Annotated in this window: 18 protein-coding genes and 1 tRNA gene; 15 read left to right on the top strand and 4 right to left on the bottom strand. The window is 72.0% G+C overall.

Annotated elements, in window-relative coordinates:
- The first annotated feature begins 5 nt into the window (after positions 1 to 5).
- Genes T328_RS25790 through T328_RS25775 form a run of 4 tightly spaced genes read left to right on the top strand, consistent with a single transcriptional unit; the run spans position 6 to position 4334 of the window.
- Entirely contained in the window at positions 6 to 935 is a 930-nt protein-coding gene (locus T328_RS25790) for a branched-chain amino acid ABC transporter permease (RefSeq protein ID WP_496498559.1), read from the top strand.
- A gap of 5 nt (positions 936 to 940) precedes the next feature.
- Positions 941 to 2728 (top strand): branched-chain amino acid ABC transporter permease, encoded by a 1788-nt coding sequence (locus T328_RS25785; protein ID WP_496498558.1) that lies wholly within the window; start codon positions 941 to 943, stop codon positions 2726 to 2728.
- Positions 2729 to 2733: 5 nt separating this feature from the next.
- Positions 2734 to 3621, top strand: coding sequence for an ABC transporter ATP-binding protein (locus tag T328_RS25780; RefSeq protein WP_496498557.1), 888 nt, complete (start codon positions 2734 to 2736; stop codon positions 3619 to 3621).
- On the top strand, positions 3618 to 4334 hold the full coding sequence (locus T328_RS25775) for an ABC transporter ATP-binding protein (RefSeq protein ID WP_496498556.1): 717 nt from the start codon (positions 3618 to 3620) through the stop codon (positions 4332 to 4334). The genes T328_RS25780 and T328_RS25775 overlap by 4 nt, the downstream gene beginning before the upstream one ends.
- 78 nt (positions 4335 to 4412) lie before the next feature.
- On the opposite strand, the gene T328_RS25770 is transcribed toward T328_RS25775, so the two are convergent.
- Complete coding sequence (locus T328_RS25770) at positions 4413 to 5087, bottom strand: ANTAR domain-containing response regulator (RefSeq protein ID WP_496498555.1); 675 nt, start codon at positions 5085 to 5087, stop codon at positions 4413 to 4415.
- Between the two features lie 89 nt (positions 5088 to 5176).
- On the opposite strand from T328_RS25770, the gene T328_RS25765 reads away from it, so the two are divergent.
- From T328_RS25765 to T328_RS25755, 3 genes are all read left to right on the top strand, one after another.
- Positions 5177 to 5249: transfer RNA gene (locus tag T328_RS25765), tRNA-Leu, on the top strand.
- A 75-nt stretch (positions 5250 to 5324) separates the two neighbouring features.
- Entirely contained in the window at positions 5325 to 6104 is a 780-nt protein-coding gene (locus T328_RS25760; RefSeq protein WP_496498554.1) for a transcriptional regulator, read from the top strand.
- Between the two features lie 383 nt (positions 6105 to 6487).
- On the top strand, positions 6488 to 7930 hold the full coding sequence (locus T328_RS25755; protein WP_496498644.1) for a lytic transglycosylase domain-containing protein: 1443 nt from the start codon (positions 6488 to 6490) through the stop codon (positions 7928 to 7930).
- A gap of 27 nt (positions 7931 to 7957) precedes the next feature.
- Here T328_RS25755 and hrpB read toward each other — a convergent pair whose 3' ends face one another.
- Both hrpB and T328_RS25745 read right to left on the bottom strand, forming a co-directional pair.
- Positions 7958 to 10573 (bottom strand): ATP-dependent helicase HrpB, encoded by a 2616-nt coding sequence (hrpB, locus tag T328_RS25750; protein WP_496498553.1) that lies wholly within the window; start codon positions 10571 to 10573, stop codon positions 7958 to 7960.
- A 196-nt stretch (positions 10574 to 10769) separates the two neighbouring features.
- Positions 10770 to 11687: a class I SAM-dependent methyltransferase gene (locus T328_RS25745; protein ID WP_496498552.1), complete on the bottom strand. Its 918-nt coding sequence runs from the start codon at positions 11685 to 11687 to the stop codon at positions 10770 to 10772.
- Positions 11688 to 12029: 342 nt separating this feature from the next.
- Between T328_RS25745 and rpsA the strand changes: the two genes are divergently transcribed.
- The 4 genes from rpsA (at position 12030) to T328_RS25725 (ending at position 18246) form a co-directional block, all read left to right on the top strand.
- A complete protein-coding gene (rpsA, locus tag T328_RS25740) occupies positions 12030 to 13523 on the top strand; it encodes a 30S ribosomal protein S1 (RefSeq protein WP_496498551.1) in 1494 nt (497 codons plus the stop codon).
- Positions 13524 to 13771: 248 nt separating this feature from the next.
- Entirely contained in the window at positions 13772 to 15010 is a 1239-nt protein-coding gene (locus T328_RS25735; RefSeq protein ID WP_496498550.1) for a sensor histidine kinase, read from the top strand.
- The gene (locus tag T328_RS25730) at positions 15007 to 15675 is read left to right on the top strand and encodes a response regulator (protein WP_496498549.1); all 669 of its coding nucleotides are present in this window, start codon (positions 15007 to 15009) and stop codon (positions 15673 to 15675) included. Before T328_RS25735 ends, T328_RS25730 begins: the two co-directional genes overlap by 4 nt.
- Before the next feature lie 327 nt (positions 15676 to 16002).
- Positions 16003 to 18246 (top strand): MMPL family transporter, encoded by a 2244-nt coding sequence (locus T328_RS25725; protein ID WP_496498548.1) that lies wholly within the window; start codon positions 16003 to 16005, stop codon positions 18244 to 18246.
- Between the two features lie 174 nt (positions 18247 to 18420).
- Here the strand turns inward: T328_RS25725 and T328_RS25720 are convergent, their stop codons facing one another.
- Positions 18421 to 19737 (bottom strand): type 1 periplasmic-binding domain-containing protein, encoded by a 1317-nt coding sequence (locus T328_RS25720; RefSeq protein ID WP_496498547.1) that lies wholly within the window; start codon positions 19735 to 19737, stop codon positions 18421 to 18423.
- A gap of 210 nt (positions 19738 to 19947) precedes the next feature.
- Here T328_RS25720 and T328_RS25715 point away from each other — a divergent pair, with 210 nt between their 5' ends.
- The 4 genes from T328_RS25715 (at position 19948) to T328_RS25700 (ending at position 23179) form a co-directional block, all read left to right on the top strand.
- A complete protein-coding gene (locus T328_RS25715; RefSeq protein WP_496498643.1) occupies positions 19948 to 20868 on the top strand; it encodes a PAC2 family protein in 921 nt (306 codons plus the stop codon).
- A 139-nt stretch (positions 20869 to 21007) separates the two neighbouring features.
- Positions 21008 to 21628: a dephospho-CoA kinase gene (gene coaE, locus T328_RS25710; RefSeq protein WP_496498546.1), complete on the top strand. Its 621-nt coding sequence runs from the start codon at positions 21008 to 21010 to the stop codon at positions 21626 to 21628.
- Positions 21629 to 21727: 99 nt separating this feature from the next.
- Entirely contained in the window at positions 21728 to 22093 is a 366-nt protein-coding gene (locus T328_RS25705; RefSeq protein WP_027771297.1) for a tetratricopeptide repeat protein, read from the top strand.
- A 591-nt stretch (positions 22094 to 22684) separates the two neighbouring features.
- Positions 22685 to 23179 (top strand): MarR family winged helix-turn-helix transcriptional regulator, encoded by a 495-nt coding sequence (locus T328_RS25700; protein WP_496498642.1) that lies wholly within the window; start codon positions 22685 to 22687, stop codon positions 23177 to 23179.
- Positions 23180 to 23243 lie beyond the last annotated feature (64 nt).

The raw sequence follows: 23243 nt of genomic DNA, 5'->3' as shown, positions 1-23243 counted from the left end.
CCGCGGTGAACGATCTGCCGCAGCAACTTGCCAACGGCCTGCTACTCGGCGCCTTGTACGGGCTCATCGCCATCGGCTACACGATGGTGTACGGCATAGTCCAGCTCATCAACTTCGCCCACGGCGAGATATTCATGATCGGCGGCTTCGGCGCCCTGACGATGTGGTTGTGGATGCCCAACGGCACCAGCCTCCTCGTCGCCCTGCCGCTGATGTTCCTCATGGCAGTCGTCTGTTCCGTCCTGGTGGCCGTGGGCGCGGAACGCTTCGCCTACCGTCCCCTGCGCGGCGCGCCACGCCTCGCACCCCTCATCACCGCGATCGGCCTGTCCATCGCCCTGCAGCAGGCCATCTGGGCCTGGTACCCCGACGCCAAGAAGGCGCGGCCCTTCCCCGAGTTCAGCGGCCCCCGCATCGACTTCGGCTCCTTCACCATCCTCCGCGGCGACCTCTACCTCCTCATCGCCGCCCCCCTGTGCATGATCGCCCTCGGCTTCTTCGTCTCCAAAACCCGCACCGGCCGCGCCATGCAGGCCACCTCGCAGGACCCCGACACGGCCAAGCTCATGGGCATCAACACCGACCGCATCATCGTGATGGCCTTCGCCATCGGCGGCGCCTTCGCCGCCGTCGCGGCCATCGCCCACGGGCTGCGATACGGCAACGTCGACTTCAAAATGGGCTTCATCGCCGGCCTCAAAGCGTTCACCGCCGCCGTACTCGGCGGCATCGGAAACATCTACGGCGCCATGATCGGCGGCGTCGTCCTCGGCGTGGCCGAAGCCATGGCCACCGCATACGTCGGGAACATCCCCGGCATGGGGGACTTCGGCGGCGGCTCCTGGAAGGACGTCTGGGCCTTCGCGCTCCTCATCCTTGTCCTGCTCTTGCGACCACAGGGCCTCCTCGGCGAACGCGTCTCGGACAGGGCGTGAAAGCGATGACCACCATGGAGAAAACCGCCACCGGCGGCCCCACGCCCGGCACCCTGCCCCTGCCCCCCGGCCTCGCCCGGCTCCTCGCCCTCGGCGGCGCGGCGGGCACCCTCATCGCCACCTTCCTCTCATGGACCTACACAGAGGAATTCCCCGGCAACCTCACCGTCTACGGATACCCCGGCGGCCTGCAACTCCTCACCCTCACCGGAGCGCTACTCACCCTGGCGTTCCTACTCTCCGGACAGGGCGTGCGCGGACTGCGCTGGCTCACCCCCGGCGGGCCCAACAGCGCCGCACGGCTGCTCGCACTCGGCACCCTCGGCGTCACCGGCTACACCATCGGCGCCATCATCAAAAACCTCGGCGGCCTGATCAACGTCGACCCCGGCGGCTACATCGCCGTCGCCATGGCCCTGACCTGCGCCATCGGTACCCTCGGCCTGCCCTCGGACATCCCCGTCGACCCCGACAACCCGCCGGCCGACCCGTGGCAACACGTAGTGCACTCGTTCAAGGCACCCGCCCCCGGACGGCTGAAGGACCTGCCCGGCTGGCTGGAGATCATCATCATCTCCGTCTCCTTCGCCATCGGCCTGTACGTCTTCACCTTCGGCATCGACGCCGACTACGCCGAACTGTTCATCGGCTACATCGTGCTCGTCGGCTTCGCCTTCACCGCCGTCGGCCGCGCCGGCCTCACCCAGCGGCTCGGCCAGCTCACCGCCAAGCACCGAAACGTGACCGTCACCGCGGCCTTCGTCGCCGCGTTCGTCTTCCCGTTCACCCAGAGCAACGACGCCTACGCCACCATCGGCACCAACATCCTCATCTTCGCCACCGTGGCGCTCGGCCTCAACGTCGTCGTCGGCCTCGCAGGCCTCCTCGACCTCGGCTACGTCGCCTTCCTCGGCGTCGGCGCGTACACCGCGGCCCTCGTCTCCGGCGCGCCCAGCTCCAGCATCGGCGTCACCTTCCCCTTCTGGGCAGCCGTACTCACCGGCGCCGCCGCCTCACTGGTCTTCGGCGTGCTCATCGGCGCCCCCACCCTGCGGCTACGCGGCGACTACCTCGCCATCGTCACCCTCGGCTTCGGCGAAATCTTCCGCATCGGCGTCAACAACCTCGACGGCACCTCAGGCCCCGACGTCACCAACGGACCCAACGGCATCCCCAACATCCCGGAACTGGAACTCTTCGGCTTCAACCTCGGCGAAGAACACACCATCCTCGGCATGGAACTCGGCCGGTTCTCCAACTACTTCCTGCTCATGCTGGTGTGCACGATCGTCGTCGTCACAGTCTTCCGGCGAGCGGACCAGTCGCGCATCGGCCGCGCCTGGGTCGCCATCCGCGAAGACGAAACCGCCGCCAGCGCCATGGGCATCAACGCCTTCCGGCTCAAGCTCCTGGCCTTCGCGCTCGGCGCCACCCTGGCCGGCGTCGCCGGCACCGTACAGGCACACGTGCAATACACCGTCACCCCCGAGCAGTACCAGTTCGTCGAAGCCGTGCCGCCGAACTCCGCGTTCCTGCTGGCGGCCGTGATCCTCGGCGGCATGGGCACCGTCAGCGGCCCACTCATCGGCGCGGCACTGCTCTACCTCATCCCCGCCAAGCTGCAGTTCGTCCAGGAATACCAACTGCTGCTCTTCGGCGTGGCGCTCGTCCTGCTCATGCGCTTCCGCCCGGAGGGCCTCATCGCCGACCGCCGCAAGCAGCTCGAGTTCCACGACACCGGCCAGCTCGACGTGCCCAAAGAAGAAACCGGACTCAGCAAGGTGGGGGTGTGACACCGATGGCCAGCGACACCATCCCCCCGAAGGGGCAGGCGATCGGCGGCACCGTCCTGGACGCCCGCGGCGTCACCATGCGCTTCGGCGGCCTCACCGCCGTACGCAACGTCGACCTCACCGTCGACCAGGGCGAGATCGTCGGCCTCATCGGCCCCAACGGAGCCGGCAAGACCACCTTCTTCAACTGCCTGACCGGGCTCTACATCCCCACCGAAGGAACCGTCCGGTACAAGGACAAGGTCCTGCCACACCGCTCCCATCAAGTCACCGAAGCGGGCATCGCCCGCACCTTCCAGAACATCCGCCTCTTCGCCAACATGACGGTCCTGGAAAACGTCCTCGTCGGCCGGCACACCCGCACCCGCGAAGGACTGTGGTCCGCACTCCTACGCGGCCCCGGCTTCAAAAAGGCGGAGACGACGTCCGAAGCACGCGCCATGGAACTCCTGGAGTTCACCGGACTGGCCGCCAAACGCGACCACCTCGCCCGCAACCTCCCCTACGGCGAACAGCGCAAACTGGAAATCGCCCGGGCGCTCGCCAGCGAACCCGGACTGCTGCTCCTCGACGAACCCACCGCAGGCATGAACCCGCAAGAAACCCGCGCCACCCGCGAACTCGTCTTCGCAGTCCGCGAACAAGGCATCGCCGTACTCGTCATCGAGCACGACATGCGGTTCATCTTCGGGCTCTGCGACCGCGTCGCCGTCCTCGTCCAAGGAGAAAAACTCGTCGAAGGCACCGCCGACGTCGTCCAGAGCGACGACCGCGTCATCGCCGCATACCTCGGCACACCCTTCGAAGGCGCCCCCGAAGACGAAGCCGCCGACCAGGTCATCGCCGCCGAAAACGCGATCACCACCAAAACGGGCAAGGAGGGCGACGCGTGACCGCGCTACTCCAGGTCGACGACCTGAAAGTCGCCTACGGCAAGATCGAAGCCGTCAAAGGCATCTCGTTCAGCGTGCAAAGCGGCGAAGTCGTCACCCTCATCGGCACCAACGGCGCCGGCAAAACGACCACCCTGCGCACCCTCTCCGGCCTCCTCAAGCCCGCCGGCGGCAAGATCTTCTTCGACGGCACGCCCCTCAACGGCATCGGCGCCCACAAGATCGTCGCCATGGGCCTCGCCCACTCCCCAGAAGGCCGCCGGCTCTTCCCCCGCCTCACCATCACCGAAAACCTCCAACTCGGCGCCTTCCTCCGGAAAGACACAGCAGGCATCGAGCAAGACATCACCATGTGCTACGAACTGTTCCCCATCCTCGGCGAACGGCGCAAACAAGCCGCCGGCACCCTGTCCGGCGGCGAACAGCAGATGCTCGCCATGGGCAGAGCACTCATGTCCCGGCCCAAACTGCTCATGCTCGACGAACCCTCCATGGGCCTCTCGCCGATCATGATGCAGAAGATCATGGAGACGATCCGAGAACTCAAATCCCAGGGCACCACCATCCTGCTCGTCGAACAGAACGCCCAAGCAGCGCTCTCCATCGCCGACCACGGACACGTCATGGAGGTCGGCAAGATCGTCCTCTCCGGCACCGGAGACGAACTCCTGCACGACGAATCCGTACGGAAGGCGTACCTCGGCGAAGACTGAGACGGCGCCCCTACAGACGGCAGCGGCCCGCGCCCCGGGGAGGGGGGCACGGGCCGGCTGCCGCTCTGGCCCCGCAGACTAACCCTGCTTCTTCTTGGCCTTCTTCTCCGCGTCATCCTCGATGACAGCCTCCGCCACCTGCTGCATCGACAACCGTCGATCCATCGACGTCTTCTGAATCCACCGGAACGCCGCCGGCTCCGACAACCCATACTCCGTCTGCAGAATGCTCTTCGCCCGGTCCACCAGCTTCCGCGTCTCCAGCCGCTGCGTGAGATCGGCGACCTCGTTCTCCAGCGTCCTCAGCTCCGTATAACGCGAGACCGCCATCTCAATGGCCGGCACCACATCACCCTTACTGAACGGCTTCACCAGATACGCCATCGCCCCGGCGTCCCGCGCCCGCTCGACCAGCTCACGCTGAGAGAACGCGGTCAGCATCAGCACCGGGGCGATCGAGTCGGCGGCGATCTGCTCGGCGGCGGAGATACCGTCGAGCACGGGCATCTTCACATCCAGGATCACCAGATCCGGCCGATGCTCCCGCGCCAACCGCACCGCCGTCTCCCCGTCCCCCGCCTCCCCGACGACGGTGTACCCCTCCTCCTCCAGCATCTCCTTCAGATCGAGCCGGATGAGGGCCTCGTCCTCGGCGATGACCACCCGGGTGGTCTGCGGCGGCACGTGCTCGTCGCCACCGGCGGTGGCGGCGGCGACGTCCTCCGGGGTTTCGGGTGTCTCGGGGGCGGTCACGGTGCTCCTCGGGGTTTTGCCTGGCTGGGGTAGGGGCACCCACGAGGGTACCTACCTCTTGTAAGCTAGGCGGCGCCGCACTCCGGTATGCCCCGGTAGCCCAGCGGTAGAGGCCCGGTGCTCAAACCACCGACAGCGTGGGTTCGAATCCCACCCGGGGCACTTGATCTTCATGCGATCCGGTGATCGGCTGCGATTTCTCCACGTTCGGCTCACTCTTCGGACAGGCTCGCTTGCGTGTACGACATTGACACGCGCAAGCGCGCACTCGCCCTGGTCGCCCAAGGTCGAAGCATGAACTCCGTGAGCAAGCAGATGGGCGTATCGCGGGCCGCGATCCGTGACTGGAAGGTGCGGATCGAGCCGCTCCCCTCGGTAGCGAAGAGAGGCGAGTGTGTGCGCTGCCGCCCGGCGCCGGGCGTGCCGGCGGATCCTGAGGCGTACGCCTACCTCCTCGGGCTGTACCTGGGCGACGGATGCGTCAGCCGCCAGCCGCGCGGCAACTACTCCCTGCGCATTGCCTGCGCGGACGCGTGGCCCGGCCTGATCGACGCATGTACCGACGCCATCCGTGCAGTCCGTCCGGAGAACAAGGTCTGCCGAGTCCGGAACAAGGGATGCGTTGCCGTGACCAGCTACAGCATTCACTGGCCGTGCTTGATCCCGCAGCACGGCCCGGGGCGGAAGCACGAGCGGTCGATCGCGCTCGAGCCATGGCAAGAGTCCATCGTCGGCGCGCACTCGTGGCCGTTCATCCGCGGGCTGATCCACTCCGACGGCTGCCGGATCACGAACTGGACCACTCGTCTGGTCGCCGGTCGGCGCAAGCGCTACGAGTACCCCCGCTACTTCTTCACCAACAAGTCCGACGACATCCGCAAGCTGTTCACCGACACCCTCGACCGGGTCGGCGTCGAGTGGACGACCCTGGCCCGCGGGTGCGATCCGCTCAACATCTCCATCGCCAGGCGCGCGTCCGTCGCGCTCATGGACGAGCACGTCGGGCCGAAATACTGAGTCGCCGCCCCCTCCCCGCCTGCGGTGTCCGGGTGCTGTCACCGTTCATCCACAGGCGGTAGAACGCGGCATCAACTTGACGTATGGTCGCGAGCATTGCTGTGCGGGGGAGCCTGCAGACCTACGGGAGGGGACGGTAGGCGATGTCTGCGCCGACGCGACGACGAATGCGCAAGGGTGCGATGACCGCGGCGGTGGCCGCCGCGGCGATGGCGGCGTTGACCGCGTCGCAGGCGCCGGGGGTTTCGGCGGGGCCGGAGGCTCCCGGGAAGAGTGCGCCTGACCAGGCGCCGGGGGGCGGGGAGGACTCGATTACGGGTGGTTCTCCTTACTACACCGACCTGCCGCCGCTGGAGAGTGCCAATCCCTCGCCGGGTGACGAGCTGGAGGACGAGGCCGACGAGTCTGGTATTCCGGCGACGGTGCTGGATGCGTACAAGCAGGCCGAGAGTCGGCTGGCGCGTAGCAACCCGGGGTGCAATCTGGAGTGGGAGCTGCTGGCGGCGATCGGCCGGGTGGAGTCGGGGCATGCGCGTGGCGGTGACGTGACCGCGGATGGTACGACCCGCAATCCGATCCTGGGGCCGGTGTTGAACGGGAACGGGTTCGCGAACATCACGGACACCGACGGTGGTGAGTACGACGGGGACACCGGTTACGACCGTGCTGTCGGCCCGATGCAGTTCATCCCGTCGACGTGGGCCACCTGGGGCAGCGACGGGAACGATGACGGGGAGCGGAATCCGGACAACGTCTATGACGCGGCGCTTGCCGCGGGGCGGTATCTGTGTGCGGGTGGGCGTGATCTGTCGTCGCAGGCGGATCTGGAAGCCGCGATCCTTGGGTACAACCGGTCGGAGTCGTATCTCCGGACGGTTCTGACCTGGTACGACTTCTACAAGGAGGGTGGCGCCGACCCGGTGCCGGATGGCTCCGGTCCCGATCCGGGTGACCGTAGTGACGGCATCAACACGCCGAGCCCGTCGCCGAGCCTCTCGGAGAGCGGCGAGCCGGGCAGGGGTGGCGGCGACGGCGCGGACGACGGTAAGGGCGACGGCACGGGTGGCGGGACCGGCGGTGGGACCGGCGGCGGGAACGGGAGTGTCAGCCCGGATCCGGACGGCAGTTCGCCGCCGGACGATGGCGACGACGAGCCGGGCGAGCCGGCGCCGGTCATCGACGATCTGCGCGTGGCGAGTCCGCAGTCGTCCACCGCGTACACCGGGGCGGACTTCGCCGAGCGCCCGAAGGTGCGGGGGGTGACGTCGCGCGGCGCGGGTGTGTCGGGTAAGACGGTGACGTTCAGCATCCAGGGTCAGACGGGGGCGGTGTTCGCCGGTGGCGGGAAGACCGCGTCGGTCACCACGAACTCTTCGGGTTATGCGACGGCGCCGGTGGTGAAGGCGGGGCAGCTGGCGGGGGGCTTCACGATCCGCGCGACGGCGGGTAGTGGTGTGAGCCCGGTGGACTTCGCCGCCGAGGTGGAGGCGTCGTACGGGCTGGCGCGGATAGGTGACGCGGCGCTGACGGCGGCGGTGGGCGGCGAGTTCGGTGCCGTCGAGGCCATGGTGACGTACCGGGGTGGTCCCGCGGCGGAGGCGCCGTTGACGGCGACGATGGTCACGGAGGCCGGCGAGCAGAACGGCAAGGGTCCGTTCTTCAAGGACGCGGAGGGTAATCCTGTCCGCAAGCTGAACCTGACGACGGCCGGGGACGGCACGGTGAAGCTGCCGACCGTCTTTGCGGGCGACGAGGCGGGGAAGTTCCTGCTGCTGCTGACCACGAACGAGGGCGTCACGCTGACGCTGGAGTTGACGGTCGAGTAAGCGCCGGATTCCCGCGCCGGTCAGCGGTCAGCGGTCGGCGTTCGTGCGTCGCGTGGTGTGGCGTGTGGGCGTGGCGGTGGCGGGGTCTTCGGGCCAGGGGTGTTTGGGGTAGCGGCCGCGTAGTTCGGCGCGGACCGCGGGGTAGCCCTGTTGCCAGAAGGACTTCAGGTCTGCGGTGACGGCGGCGGGGCGGCCGGCGGGGGAGAGCAGGTGTACCAGGAGTGGTATGCGGCCGTCGGCGATCCGCGGTGTTTCGTCGAGTCCGAAGAGTTCTTGGAGTTTGACGGCGAGTACGGGCTGCTGCGGGTCGTCGTAGTCGATGCGGATGTGGGAGCCGCTGGGTACTTCGAGGCGTTCGGGGGCGAGTTCGTCGAGGCGGGCGGCTTCGCCGCGGGTCCAGGGCAGGAGTCCTTGGAGGAGGCGGCGGGCGTCGATGCGGTGGGGGTCGTCGTCGAGCCAGTCGTCGGCGTGGGCGAGGAGTGCGTCGTCGGTGACGTCGGGCCAGGGTGCGCCGAGTGTGTGGTGGAGGAAGGCGAGCCGGCGGCGGAGTGCGCGGGCGGTGTCGGTCCAGCGGAGGAGGGTGGTGCCTTCGCGTCGGAGTCCGTCGAGGCGGGCGGCGCGGAGGCGGGTGGGGTCGGGGTGGGGGAGGGGGAGGGCGCGGAGTTCTACGGCTCCGAGGCGGGTGACGCGGCGGGCGACGACGTCGTGGCGCTCGGTGGACCAGGTCACTTCTTCCTCGGTGCGGAGGAGTGTTTCGGCGGCACGCAGGGCGGTGGCTTCGTCGGTGGGGGCGCCGAGTCGTAGCCGGGCTCCGGCGGCGCCGATGGGGCGGTCGGCGACGGCGACGGCGAGCCAGGGCTGTCCGCGGAGGGCGGATTCCGCGGCGGTTTCGACGCGTGTTCCGGATGCCATGAGGTACGACCCTTCGCCGCGTCCGCGGGCTACGCGTTCCGGGAAGGCGAGCGCGGCGACGAGCCCGGCGACGGCGTCGTCGCCGGTCTGGAGGGCCGGTCCGGTCTGCGGGCCCGGTTCGGACGATGCGGCACGGGCCTCCGTCTTTCGCCGCGCGCCTGGGGGGCCCGGGGGGTTCGGGGGATCCTCCGGTGTCCCCAGGGCGCGCCGCAGGCGCTGCGCTTCGCGGCGCCATCGGGGGGCGTAGGTGTCGCCGCCGCGGCGGGCGCGGCGCCAGGCGGTGGCGAGGTCGTCGCCGTAGGAGCGCGGCGGTTCTTCGCTGAGCAGGGCGACCGCTTCCGCGGCGGCCCGGGGACCGGCTTCGGCGGCGGCGTCGAGGAGCGCGCGGCCGAGCCGGGGGTGGAGGCCGAGTCCGGCGAGGCGGGTGCCGCGGGGTGTGGGGCGGCCGGCGGTGTCGACGGCGCCGACGGCGCGGAGTACGTCGCGGGCCGCGGCCATCGCGCCGGGCGGCGGGGCGTCGAGGAGTGCCAGGCCGGTCGCGTCGGGGTCGCCCCAGCAGGCGGCCTGCAGGGCGAAGCCGGCCAGGTCGGCGACGGCGATCTCCGGTGACGGGTAGCGGGGCAGTCGGCCGTCTTCGGCCTCGGACCAGCAGCGCAGCGCGAGCCCGGGGGCTTCTCGCCCGGCTCGGCCCAGCCGTTGGGTGGCGGTGGCCGCGGACACCCGTACGGTCGTGAGCGCCCCGAGGCCGCGGGCGTGGTCCATGCGCGGCTCGCGGGCGAGTCCGCCGTCGACGACGGTCCGTACGCCTGGGACGGTCAGGCTCGACTCGGCCACCGCGGTCGAGAGGATGACCCGCCGCTGGCCGGGGGTGCTTCCGCGCAGTACGGCGTTCTGGACGTCGGCCGGCGCCTGCCCGTGCAGCTGCATGACTTCCGCGCCTGCGCCGGTCAGCAGGCCGGCGACGCGGGCGATCTCGCCGACGCCCGGCAGGAAGCACAGCACGTCCCCTTCGGGCCGGCGCAGTCCTTCGCGTACGACGTCGGCGACGTGGGTCAGCAGCGCGGGGTCGACCCGGGTGCCGTGCGCGGGGCGTACGCCGGCGGGCGGGGGGCGGTAGCGGATGGCGACGGGGTGCATCGTGCCTTCGCCGCGTACGACGGGGGCGGGGGCGGCCTCGTCGGGGCCGGTGAGGAGCCGGGCCCAGGCGTCGGTGTCGGAGGTCGCGGAGGCGGCGACGAGGCGTAGTCCGGGGCGGAGGGTGGCGCGTACGTCGACGAGGAAGGCGAGCGTGGTGTCGGCGTCGAGGTGCCGTTCGTGGCACTCGTCGAGCAGTACGGCGTCCACTCCGGCCAGTTCGGGGTCGCGCTGGAGCCGTTGGAGGAGGACGCCGGTGGTGACGACCTCGACGCGGGTGCGGGGTCCGGCGCGGCGCTCGCCGCGGACGGTGAATCCGACCTGGTCGCCCGTCTCCTCGCCGAGCAGCCAGGCCATCCGTCGGGCGGCGGCCCGCGCGGCCATGCGGCGGGGTTCGGCGACGAGTACGCGGCGGGCCGGGGTGCGGGGGGCGGAGCCGGGGACGAGGCCGGCGAGGGCGAGCGGGACGAGCGTGGTCTTGCCGGTGCCGGGCGGTGCTCCGAGTACGGCGACGCCGGGGCCGTCGAGGGCCGCGTGCAGGGCGGGCAGCGCGTGCCGTACGGGCAGGGCGTCGAGTGCGTCGGAGCGGAGGGTCACGGATGCCAGTGTGCTACGGGCCGCGCCCCCGGCGACGGTCGCCTTCCGTCTCCGGCCCACCGCCTCGGCCTACCGTCTCCGGCCCACGGCCTCGCCCACCGCCCTCCGGCCCACGGCCTCGCCCACCGCCCGGGCCCCCTGCTCATGCCCGCCACTTTTTGCCACACTGCTCGTCCCGGCCGCCTGCCGGGCCCTCTCAGGCCGCCTCGCAGACGAAGATCGCCGTCCCGGGGATCAGGTGCCCCCGCAGCGGCGACCAGCCGCCCCACTCCTGGTCGTGCCACTCCGGCCATTCCGGCTCCACCAGGTCCAGCAGCCGGAAGCCGCCCGCGACCACGTCGCGGACGCGGTCGCCCAGTGTCCGGTGGTGCTCGACGTAGACCGCGCGTCCGTCCTCGTCCTGCTCGACGTACGGCGTGCGGTCGAAGTACGACGCGGCGACCGACAGCCCCGCGGGCCCCGGTTCGTCCGGGAAGGCCCAGCGCACGGGGTGGGTGACGGAGAAGACCCACCGCCCGCCCGGCCGCAGCACCCGCCTGACCTCCCGCATCACCGCGACCGGGTCGGCGACGAACGGCACGGCGCCGTACGCGGAGCAGGCCAGGTCGAACGCCCCGTCGCGGAACGGCAGCGCCGCGGCGTCGGCCTGTAGCAGCGGGAACGGCGCGACCCCTGCGCCGTCCGTCCCACCCGTGCCGTCGGCCCCGACGGCGTATTCGGCATCGGCGGCCAGCCGGCGTGCGTGCTGCAGCTGCCGGTACGACAGGTCGAGCGCGACCGGCTTCGCTCCCTGCTCCGCAAGCCAGTGCGCGCACTGCGCCGCGCCCGCGCCCACTTCCAGTACCGCGCGCCCGGCGAGCGAACCCGCGGGCCCGAGCAGCCGGGCCTCCGCCTCGTCCAGCCCTTCCGGGCCCCAGATGAAGCGTGCGCCGTCCGCGCCGCCGAGGAAGCCGCCGTGCTCGCGCTGGTAGTCGTCGGCGTTGCGGTCCCACCAGCCCCGGCTTGCTTGCCGGGTTTCCCGCGCGGGGACGGGCCGTCGGGTAGCCTCTGCCGGAACATCCGCGTCAGCGGCGCCTTCGGCCCCGTTGTCGTGGGTTTCGTACTCGTGGACCATAGGCGCCGGACCCGTCGTACTCTCTTCTCTGGCACGCGCGAGAGTGACGGAGCGCCACTACTGCCGGGTATGGGGCGGCATGCCCCAGGTGCACTCTTCGCGCATTGACCATGCCCGGCTGCCCCCGTATGCTACAAGTTGCGCTGCGGGCCTGCGTGCCTCGGACGGAGCAGGCCGCGCTCGCATCTGTTGTATGTCCCCTCGGTTCACGAGGCGCTGCCGGACTCCCAGTGTGGAGTCGGGAAAGCGCCTCTCAGGCTGTCCGGCTTCGGCGGTGCGATCACAGGGCTCTCGGCGTGGAGTGACGACGACTCAATTGCCCGTACCGGAGCCCAATCCCACATGACGAGCAGCACCGAGAACACCGCGGCCGCCACTGAGCAGGTCGCGGTCAACGACATCGGTTCCGAGGAAGCCTTCCTCGCCGCGATCGACGAGACGATCAAGTACTTCAACGACGGCGACATCGTCGACGGCGTCATCGTGAAGGTCGACCGGGACGAGGTCCTGCTCGACATCGGCTACAAGACCGAGGGTGTCATCCCTTCGCGGGAACTCTCGATCAAGCACGACGTCGACCCGAACGAGGTCGTCGCCGTCGGCGACGAGATCGAGGCCCTTGTGCTCCAGAAGGAGGACAAGGAAGGCCGGCTGATCCTCTCGAAGAAGCGCGCGCAGTACGAGCGCGCGTGGGGCACCATCGAGAAGATCAAGGAAGAGGACGGCATCGTCACCGGTACCGTCATCGAGGTCGTCAAGGGCGGTCTCATCCTCGACATCGGCCTGCGGGGCTTCCTGCCCGCATCGCTGGTCGAGATGCGCCGCGTGCGCGACCTGCAGCCCTACGTCGGCAAGGAGCTCGAAGCCAAGATCATCGAGCTGGACAAGAACCGGAACAACGTGGTTCTGTCCCGCCGTGCCTGGCTTGAGCAGACCCAGTCGGAGGTCCGCCAGACCTTCCTCACCACCCTGCAGAAGGGCCAGGTGCGATCGGGTGTGGTCTCCTCGATCGTCAACTTCGGCGCCTTCGTGGACCTGGGCGGCGTGGACGGCCTGGTGCACGTGTCCGAGCTGTCCTGGAAGCACATCGACCACCCCTCCGAGGTCGTCGAGGTCGGCCAGGAGGTCACGGTCGAGGTTCTGGACGTCGACATGGACCGCGAGCGTGTCTCGCTGTCGCTGAAGGCGACCCAGGAAGACCCGTGGCAGCAGTTCGCGCGCACGCACCAGATCGGTCAGGTCGTGCCCGGCAAGGTCACGAAGCTGGTGCCGTTCGGTGCGTTCGTCCGCGTCGACGAGGGCATCGAGGGCCTGGTCCACATCTCCGAGCTGGCCGAGCGGCACGTGGAGATCCCGGAGCAGGTCGTCCAGGTCGGCGACGAGATCTTCGTCAAGGTCATCGACATCGACCTGGAGCGTCGCCGCATCAGCCTCTCGCTGAAGCAGGCGAACGAGACCTTCGGGCCCGACCCGATGGCCGTCGACTTCGACCCGACGCTCTACGGCATGGCCGCCTCGTACGACGACCAGGGCAACTACATCTACCCCGAGGGCTTCGACCCCGAGACCAACGAGTGGCTCGACGGGTACGAGAAGCAGCGCGAGGAGTGGGAGGGCCAGTACGCCGAGGCCCACGCCCGCTTCGAGCAGCACCAGGCGCAGGTAGTCAAGTCCCGCGAGGCCGACGCCCAGGCGGCGGCCGAGGCGGGGGACTCGGCGCCGGCTCCGTCCGGCGGCGGTTCGTACTCCTCCGAGGGTGCCGACGACTCCGGCGCGCTGGCCTCGGACGAGGCGCTGGCGGCGCTCCGCGAGAAGCTGGCCGGCGGCCAGAGCTGACCGCGGTCGCGTGGCGTAGCAGGTAGTACGCGGCAGGACAGACGGAAGCCCGTCGTCCCCTTCGGGGGCGGCGGGCTTTCCGCGTTTCTGCCCTTCCGTTATTCGCGGCGGCCTTGCGGTTGGTGCTGGCCTGCGCCGCTGCCGTCGGTGCCGTCGGTGCTGCCGGGCGTGCTGGCGGCGGGCGGCGGCTCGCGGGGCGCGTACCGTACGCGCCCGGGCCTGCCCCTCCCGGCGCGTACGCTGGGGCCATGCCCCTGCCCGTACGCCGGCTTCGCCTGCCCCAGGGCCGCGCGGCGGACGCCGCCCTCGCGGCCGGGACGGGCGTGCTGGTGGCGCTGGGCACATTGCAGTCGTTGGTGGGCCACCGGCGCGAGTCGTGGGCGGCGACGGCGCTGGGGTGGGCGCTGATCACGCTGGTGTGCGGGGCGCTGTACTTCGCCCGCCGCCATCCGGTCGCCGTGGGCGTGTTCGTCATCCCGGCCGTCGGCGTCTACTACGTGAGCAGCCCCTACGACGGCCCGCTGTTCGTCGTGCTCGTCGTCGCGCTGTACTGCGTGGCGGCGGCGGGGCGGCTGCGCGCGGCGGTGGCGCTGGGTCTGCTCGTCGTCGCCGGCGCCGCCGCCGGGACGCTGTCGGGCAACGACGACGTCAACGGCGTCGCGCTGTTCATGCTCGGCGGCTGGGTCGTCGCCGTCCTGGCGCTGGGCGCCATGTGGTACGGGCGGCGGGCGCACGTCGAGGGCGAGGCGCGCCGGCGCGCAACCGAGGAACGGCTGCGTATCGCACGCGAGTTGCACGACGTCATCGGACACAACATCTCGCTCATCAACGTCCAGTCCGGTGCCGCACTGCACCGCCTGAAGAAGAGCGACGCCCCGGCCCCGGCGGCCGCCGACGCCCTGGCCGCCATCAAGGAGACCAGCCGCGAGACGCTGCGCGAGCTGCGTACCACCCTCGGCGTGCTGCGGCACGTCGACGAGGAGGCGCCCACGGCGCCCGCCCCCGGGCTGGCGCGCCTCGGCGAGCTGACCGAGCGCACGGCGGACACGGCAGGGCTGCGGGTACGGACGGTGGTGGCGGGTGCGGAGCGGTCGCTGCCGGCGGAGCTGGACCTGGCCGCGTACCGCGTCGTACAGGAGTCGCTGACGAACGTCACGCGGCATGCGCGGGGAGCGACGTCCGTGACCGTACGGGTGGACTACGGTGAGCGTGAGCTGCGGCTGGAGGTCGAGGACGACGGGCGGGGCGGGCCGCTGCCGGCCGCCGGTGACGCCCGGGGCGGAGCCGGGAGCGGGGCCGGAGCCGGGAGCGGAGTCGGGGCCGGCATCGGAGGGGGCGGCGGGCCCGGCGGCGGCAGCGGGATCGGCGGCATGCGGGAGCGGGCGCGGGCGGTCGGCGGGGAACTGGCCGCCGGGCCGCGGCCGGGCGGCGCCGGCTTCGTCGTCACCGCCCGGCTGCCCTACGGAACGGAGCACGCGCAGGCATGATCAGGATTCTGCTCGCGGACGACCAGAAGCTGGTGCGCGCCGGCTTCCGCTCGATACTGGCGGACGAGGACGACCTCGACGTGGTCGGGGAGGCGAGCGACGGCGACGAGGCGGTGGCCGCCTGCCGCGAACTGCGCCCCGACGTCGTGCTGATGGACATCCGGATGCCGGGCACCGACGGCCTGGAGGCCGCCCGGCGGATCGCCGCGGACGAGCGGCTGGCGGACGTGAGGGTCGTCATCCTGACGACGTTCGACCTCGACGACTACGTGTACGGGGCGCTGCGCGCCGGCGCCGCCGGGTTCCTGGTCAAGGACACCGAGCCGGAGGAGCTGATCCACGCGGTGCGGGTGGCGGCGCGCGGCGACGCGCTGATCAGCCCGTCGGTGACGCGGCGGCTGATCGCCGAGTTCGCCGGCCGGGTGAAGGCGCCGGAGCCGAGCCCGCGGCTGAACGCGCTGACGGAGCGGGAGGCCGAGGTGATGGAGCTGGTGGCGGCGGGGCTGTCGAACGACGAGATCGCGGCGCGGCTGGTGCTGAGCCCGGCGACGGCGAAGACGCACGTGAGCCGGATCATGACGAAGCTGGGGGTACGGGACCGGGCGCAGCTGGTGGTGCTGGCGTACGAGTCGGGGATGGTGCGGCCGGGGTGGTTGGCGCCCTGACGGGGGGCGTGCGTGCGGGACCGGCGGGAGGCGGGTGCGGCGGCGCCGTGGGAGCGGCTGTCGTGGTGGTGCGTCCCTGGCGTAGCAGACCGTCGGCGTCCGGCGCACACGTCGATGTCGGCGGGGCGGCCTACCCTGGGGCGGGTGTGCAGGGTTGTGGGGGCCCTGGGGGGTTCTGTAGGGGGTCCCTTAGGGGATCGGTCCGGATTCGGGGGCCGGGCGCAACCCGGGTAGTACGGGGCCGGCGGAGGCCGCAACCAGCGGGGTAGGGACGGTGTCCGCGCCCGGGCGACGCGCCCGCCGCAGGCGGCGCCGCACGCTGGCGTCATGTCCGCACACAGCGCAGCTCCACCGCCCGCCGCCCCCGCCGTACGGCCCGGGCTCTTCGCCCGTCTCGCCGACTGGTCGCGCCGGCGCCGCCGGGTCGCGATCCTGCTCTGGGTCGTCGTCCTCCTCGGCGTCACCGCCGCCTCCCAGGCCGCCGGAAGCAGCTGGCGCAACGATTTCTCCCTCCCCGGCACCGACTCGCAGGCCGCCATCGACCTGCTGGAGCGGCACGGCTCCGCGCAGGCGGGCGACAGCGTGGAGATCGTGTTCAAGGACCGGCGCGGGATGCGCGCCGCGGGCACCGAGCAGGACGTCGAGCGCATGCTGGAGCGGGTGCGCGGGCTGCCGAGCGTCGTGGACGTACGTAGCCCGTACGCCGACGGCGGCGCGGCGGTCTCCGCGGACGGCGACATCGCGTACGCCACCGTCACCCTCGACGGCAAGGCGGAGACCGTGCCGAAGGCGGATGTCGAGAAGATCATCGACACCGCGCGGCAGGCTGGGAGCGACGTGCGGCAGGTCGAGCTGGGCGGTGAGGCCGTGCGCGGCGCCGAGGAGGCGGGCGGGGGTGCCGCCGAGGGCGCCGGCATGCTCGCCGCGCTGGTGATCCTCGTGCTGCTCTTCGGCTCGCTGGTGGCGGCGGCCGTGCCGCTGGTCACCGCGCTGTTCGCGGTCGGCACCGCCGTTGGTCTGATCACCCTGGCCGGGCACGCCTTCACCGTCGCCGACTTCACCCCGCCGATCATGATGCTCGTCGGCCTCGGCGTCGGTGTCGACTACGCTCTGCTGATCTTCTACCGGTACCGCCACGAGCTGATCCGCGGCGCCGACCGGGACGGCGCCGCACGTATCGCGCTCGACGCCGCCGGGCGCACGGTCTTCTTCGCCGGCTGCACCGTCATCATCGCCCTCCTCGGCCTGGTCGCCCTCGGCCTCGGTTCGCTGCAGGGCGTGGCGCTCGCGGTGGCGCTGACCGTGCTGGTCACGATGGCCGCGTCGCTGGTGCTGCTGCCCGCGCTGCTCAGCGTGTTCGGCCGGCGCATCCAGCGCCACGTCCTCAAGCGCGCCGAGAAGGCGGCGGCCAAGGGCAAGGCCGAGGGCCGCCGCTGGCGGGCCCTGGCCGCCGCCGTGCAGCGCCGTCCGCTGCCCGCGCTGGTCGCGGCCCTGGTCGCGCTGCTGGCCCTGTCGGCGCCCGCGCTCGGCCTGCGGCTCGGCTTCGCCGACGCCGGGAACGACGCCGCCTCCAGCACCAGCAGGCAGGCGTACGACCTGCTCGCCGAGGGCTTCGGGCCCGGCTTCAACGGCCCGCTCGTCGTCGTTGCGCAGGGCGGTGGCGACGCCGGCGCCGCCGAGGCCGGCGAGCAGGCGCAGGCCCGGATCGCGCAGGCCGGCGGGGTCGCCGCGACGACCCCGCCGCTGCCGTCCGAGGACGGCGAGGTCGCCACCGTCGTCGTCTTCCCCGAGTCGGCGCCGCAGGACGCCGCGACCGCGGACCTCGTCCACGACCTGCGCGACGACGTGCTGCCGCCGCTGGCGGCGGAGACGGGTGCGGAGTACCTGGTCGGCGGCGCCACCGCCGGCACCCAGGACTTCTCCGACACCGTTGCCGACCGGATGCCGCTGTTCGTCGCCCTGGTCGTCGGGCTGTCGACGCTGCTGCTGATGGTGGTGTTCCGGTCGCTGTGGATCCCCCTCAAGGCCGCCGCGCTCAACCTGCTGTCCATCGGGGCCGCGCTCGGCGTGATCACGCTGGTGTTCCAGGAAGGCTGGTTCGGCGTCGAGCCGGGGCCCATCGAGGCGTTCATCCCCGTGATGATCTTCGCGATCGTCTTCGGGCTCTCCATGGACTACGAGGTCTTCCTCGTCTCCCGGATGCACGAGGAGTGGGAGCGTACGAAGAACGCCTCGCACGCGGTGCGCGAGGGCCTGGCCGTCACCGGGCAGGTGATCACCGCGGCGGCGCTGATCATGATCGTGGTGTTCGCGGCGTTCGTCCTCAGCCCGAGCCGGATGCTGCAGCAGTTCGGCCTGGGGCTGGCGGTGGCGATCCTGCTGGACGCCCTGGTGATCCGCTGCCTGATCGTGCCCGCGGTGATGCAGCTGCTCGGCCGGCACGCCTGGTGGCTGCCGGGTCCGCTGGCCAGGAGGCTGCCGAAGGTGGCGCTGGAGCGGCCCGAGGGGCGTGCGGGGTACGCGGACGAGGGGCCGGAGCGCTCCGCGCCGCGGGGCGTCGGGGTCTCGTAGGCACCGCGATGCGCGCGGGTGCGGCGCGGCGGGTCCGCCCGTACAGCCATGGCTGCGGTCACGGCCACGGGCGGGTCCGCGGGCCGGCCCGCGGGCGTCGTCGTACCTACGCACCGGCGTCGTACGTACCCGCGCCAGGCGCGGGCGGCGCGCCCGCACCCGTGCCGCCCGCGCTCAGCGGCGCTTCTCCGCCTCCTGCCGCCACTCCCCGCCCTCCCGGCGGTCGAGCCACACCACCGGGTGCGCCTCGGCCTCCGACAGCCGCGTCCACCAGCCGCCGAGCGCCACCCGCACCGGCACCGTCGGCAGCTCCTCGGCCAGCGCGGCGCGGGCCATGTCCGGCTCGTCGCTGTTGCGGTCCTCGGCGGAGACGGTGTCCCAGGCGGAGAGCAGGGCGCGGGCGGCGTCGTAGGTCTCGACGGCGTACGGGCGGGTGGCCAGGTCGGTGCCGAGGGCCCGGCGCACGGCGGCGCGGCGGTCGGCGTCGGGGTCCAGGCGGACGTCGTAGTGGCCGCGGACGGTCAGCCAGCCGTCCGGTACGGAGAAGTCCGCGTCGGCGGCGTTGCGGCCGGTGCAGGTCGGCGCGGTGGGGTCCCACAGCGCCTTCACCCCGGCGAACCCGCTGTCCTCCACCTCCTCCAGCCACTCCGCCAGGTTCCGCACCCCGCCCTCCAGGAACACCGCGTCCGGCCGGAACCGGCCGATGCCGTCGGCGAGCGGCTCCGCGTCGTCGGTGCGCACCTCGACGCCGTCCGCGCGCAGCCGGTCGACCAGGGCGCGGGTGGGGTCGGCGGCGGTGTCGCCGCGGACGTAGACCTTGCGCAGGCCGGGCGTGGCGGCGAGGTGGCGGGCCATGACAACGCCCATGTCGGCGGTGGAGGCGGAGGAGCGCAGCTCGCCGGTGTCGGCGTAGCGGGGCTCGGGGCCGGCGCTGTCGTGGCGGCAGGCGCGTACGACCGGGAGGCGGAAGGACGTCAGGCCGCTCTCCGGCAGCTTGAGGGTGTGGTCGCCGCCGACGACTCCGGTGAGGCCCGGTTCCATCTCCAGCCAGCGCGCTATCAGCCGGCGGTTCGCGGGTTCGGTGGACTCCTTGTGGGCGGTGAGGTCCGCGACGCCCAGCGGCGGCGCGGCCACGCCGCCGTTGCCGGCGCCGCCGCCGCTGTGGTCGGCGAGCGCGCGGGTCACGCTCCGGGTCAGGACGGTGTCCCGCCCGCCGCCCGGGTCGGCGTCCCCGAGGGCGCCGATGCGGTACACGCCGGTGAAGGCGGCGGCCGTGGTGGCGTCGGGCGACGGCCCTCCGGGCGGTCCCAGCCCGGTGCCGCCGGGCCATGCGGACACGACGATGCTCGCGATCACGAGGACGCAGGCACCGATCGCGGCGAACGTCAGAGAGCGCGACACCCGGCGCCGGCCCTCGCGCCGGGGCCGTAGCGGCTCCCGCAACGTGCCGCGCCCGCCCGGGACTTCGCCTCCCGGCCCCTCCTCAGGCACGACGACCCCCTCCTTCCGCGGAGAAGGACGCAATCGGCCGCGGCGAGGTTCCGTCGCCGGACAGGAAGATCCAGCCGGACCTCCGGTGGCGGCAGCGGCGCTGACCTGCCGCACCGGCGCTCCGCGGCGGGTGCCGGGCCGGCGCGCGCACAATCCGTCCGCGTCACCGGGAATCACCGCGGGCACGCGGGGTGTTACACCCTCATGAGCATGTACGAATGGGACCCCAGCGGGCTCGCGGCTGTCGACACGGTGCTGGAGCACGACTCGGCGGGGCTGACCCTGCTCTACCACCTCGAAGGCTTCATCGACGCCGGCGAGACCGGTGCGCAGATCACTGAGCGGCTGCTCGACGACCTGCCGCACGAGGTCGTCGCCCGCTTCGACCACGACCGGCTCGTCGATTACCGTGCGCGCCGCCCCCTCATGACCTTCCGCCGCGACCACTGGGCCGCGTACGAGGTCCCCGCGCTCGAACTGCACCTCGTGCGTGACGCGACCGCGAGCCCGTTCCTGCTGCTCTCCGGCCCCGAGCCGGACGTGGAGTGGGAGCGCTTCGCCGAGGCCGTGCGCGAGATCGTCGAGCGGCTGAACGTGCGCCTGGCGGTCAACTTCCACGGTGTCCCCATGGGCGTGCCGCACACCCGCCCGGTGGGCCTCACCCCGCACGGCAACCGCATCGACCTGGTGCCGGGCCACCGCAGCGTCTTCGACGAGGCCCAGGTCCCCGGCAGCGCTGACGCGCTCCTGGAGTACCGGCTCGGCGAGGCCGGGCACGACGTCCTCGGCGTCGCCGCCCACGTGCCGCACTACCTGGCCCGCACCCCCTACCCCGACGCGGCACTGACCGTGCTGGAGTCGATCACCTCGGCGACCGGCCTCGTCCTCCCGGGCGTCGCGCACGCGCTGCGCTCCGAGGCGCTGAAGGTGCAGAACGAGATCGAGCGCCAGGTCGACGAGGGCGACGAGGAACTGGTAGGCATGGTCCGCGGACTTGAGCACCAGTACGACGCGCTGGCCGGCGGCGCGGACCGGGAGAACCTGATGGCCGAGCCCGCCGAGCTGCCCTCGGCGGACGAGCTGGGCAACGCCTTCGAGCAGTTCCTCGCGGAGCGCGAGGAGGGCGACTGAGAGGGCGGCGGCCGAGGAGGGTGGCCGAGGAGGCGACCCGGTGGCGTGTGGCGGGGCCGGAGCGCGGACGTTGCGCTCCGGCCCCGGCCCGGGCGCGCGGCCGCCGCCCCGGGCGCGTGCGCGCCCTAGGCTTGGGCGCATGCTGACGGTGGGACTGACCGGCGGGATCGGCGCCGGTAAGAGCGCGGTGGCGCAGCTGCTGGCCTCGTACGGTGCCGTGATCGTCGACTCCGACAAGATCGCCCGCGAGGTGGTGGAGCCCGGCACCGCGGGGCTGGCGGCGGTCGTCGCGGAGTTCGGGACGGACGTCCTCGCGGCGGACGGGAGCCTGGACCGGGCGAAGCTCGGCGCCATCGTCTTCGCCGACGCCGAGCGGCGCCGGGCGCTGAACGCCATCGTCCACCCCCTGGTGCGCGAGCGCTCCGCCGCCCTGCAGGAGGCGGCGGGCCCGGACGCGATCGTCGTGAACGACGTGCCACTGCTCGCCGAGAACGGGCTCGCCGGGCTGTACGACGTCGTCGTGGTCGTCGACGTCGCGCCCGCCACCCAGCTCGACCGGCTGGTGCGGCTGCGCGGCATGGCCGAGGACGAGGCGCGCGCCCGCATGGCGGCGCAGGCCACGCGCGAGCAGCGGCTCGCGGTCGCCGACATCGTCGTCGACAACGACGGGACCCCGGGGGAACTGGAGCTGCGGGTGCGGAAGGTCTGGGAGGAACTGGTGGCGCTCAAGGGGGTCAGGGGGCGGAATAGCGGGGCATGATCCCGTGTTGGGGGGACGAATCGCCGCCGGATGACGAAGACGCCAGACAAAAGACGGCAGACCGAAGACGAAGACCGAGAAGACGAGGAAGGAGTCGCCGTGGCCGAGCGCAGCCCGGAAACCGACGTCGTCGACTACCGGGCGGCCGAGCAGCTGCTCGCCGCCCGTGATCCGCGCGGCGCGGTCCAACTGCTCGACCCGCTGGTCGAGGCCCATCCCGAGAAGGTCTCGCCGCGGCTGCTGCGCGCCCGGGCCTACTTCATGAGCGCCCGCCTGCGCGCGGCGGAGGCCGACTTCCGCACGGTCATCGACCGGGAACCGGACAACGCCTACGCGCACTTCGCACTGGCCCGCACGCTGGAGCGCGCCGGGGGCGACCCGGACGAGGTGCGCCGGCACTTCCGGCTGGCGGCGGCGCTCGACCCGCGGCCGGACTTCGTGGACGCGGCGGGGTTCGAGGAGTAAGCGGGGTCCGGGGACCACGACGCTGGTGCCCGTGCCGGAGGGGCGCGGCGGGGGCTTACCGGGGCCGTATCAGGTCTGGGCCACGTCCTCCGGGCCGTGTTCCGCCGCGTGAGCGGCAGGGTGGGCCGGGCTGGGCGTCACACTTCGGACCGGCGTGCTGTTCGACGTCGTTGGCGTCCGACCGGTCGGCCAGGGAGGGCTGCTGAGGGGCCGTCATGGACCCGGGGGATCGGCGGGGGTTCGGCGGCCCGTTTCTGATCTTGCTCGCGCAAAGGAACGTTTCTGAGAACCCGGTTTCAGTTGCTGATGGTGGGCGGCCCGGCTGTAGCGGGGGGAATGCGCTCTCGCCCTGCTGGGCGCCGGCCTCAACGGCATCGCGGCCTCCCTGATCGACTGGGCCGCCTACCCGCCACGACTGATCCGCCAGAGCCGGGAGCACTCCGGCGGAGCCGGCGCACAGTGACGGCCAGACCACCGGACCCGTCGGGTCGGAGCTCTCCCCGGCGCCTGCCCAGGGAGGGCATTGCTGCGAGCCGGGCGGCGGGAGGGGCGATGATCGTGCTGAGTGCGGACGAGCGAAGGGTGTGGCGGGTGGGTGAAGGTGCGGGGATCACTTCGGCGCAGGAGGCGGCGAACGATGAGCTGGTGCTTGCGTTCGGGCGGCTGCAGGGGGCCGCGGGACGGCTGGAGTACCTGCTCGGCGGTGCGATCGAGGAGGAGTTCGGGATCAGCCATCTGATGTACGAGGTGCTGCTGATCGTGGGCCGGGCGGGCGATCCGGGCCTCTCGATGCGGGCGATCGCGCAGGAGCGGGTCCTGACGACCGGCGGGATGACCCGGCTGGTGGACCGGATGGAAGCGGCCGGCCTGGTGGTGCGCGCCGACGATCCCGCGGACCGCAGGGGCAAGCTGGTGCGGCTCACCAGGCAGGGTGAGGGCATCGTGGTGCGGGCCAGCCGGCTGCACGTGGAGAACATCCGCCGGTATTTCCTGGCGCCGCTGCCCGAGGAGGCCCGGGAGCAGTTCATGGACTGCCTGCGGATCCTGTCCCACTCCGCACGGGAGGCCCTGCCGCGCCTGCGGTGACAGGGGCGGAGGTCCCGGGGAGGGAGGACTTTCGCCTCACAGGGAATACCTGATGGTTCAGATA

It is taken from the genome of Streptomyces sp. CNX435, assembly GCF_059570575.1.
Note: the sequence above shows the minus strand (reverse complement) of the source record. Positions and strands in the feature narration are given on the sequence as shown.

Coding starts and splice junctions, on each gene's coding strand:
- T328_RS25785 (WP_496498558.1), top strand. CDS start 941: ATGACCACCATGGAGAAAACCGCCACCGGCGGCCCCACGCCCGGCACC.
- T328_RS25780 (WP_496498557.1), top strand. CDS start 2,734: ATGGCCAGCGACACCATCCCCCCGAAGGGGCAGGCGATCGGCGGCACC.
- T328_RS25745 (WP_496498552.1), bottom strand. CDS start 11,687: ATGGTCCACGAGTACGAAACCCACGACAACGGGGCCGAAGGCGCCGCT.
- rpsA (WP_496498551.1), top strand. CDS start 12,030: ATGACGAGCAGCACCGAGAACACCGCGGCCGCCACTGAGCAGGTCGCG.
- T328_RS25735 (WP_496498550.1), top strand. CDS start 13,772: ATGCCCCTGCCCGTACGCCGGCTTCGCCTGCCCCAGGGCCGCGCGGCG.
- T328_RS25730 (WP_496498549.1), top strand. CDS start 15,007: ATGATCAGGATTCTGCTCGCGGACGACCAGAAGCTGGTGCGCGCCGGC.
- T328_RS25725 (WP_496498548.1), top strand. CDS start 16,003: ATGTCCGCACACAGCGCAGCTCCACCGCCCGCCGCCCCCGCCGTACGG.
- T328_RS25715 (WP_496498643.1), top strand. CDS start 19,948: ATGTACGAATGGGACCCCAGCGGGCTCGCGGCTGTCGACACGGTGCTG.
- coaE (WP_496498546.1), top strand. CDS start 21,008: ATGCTGACGGTGGGACTGACCGGCGGGATCGGCGCCGGTAAGAGCGCG.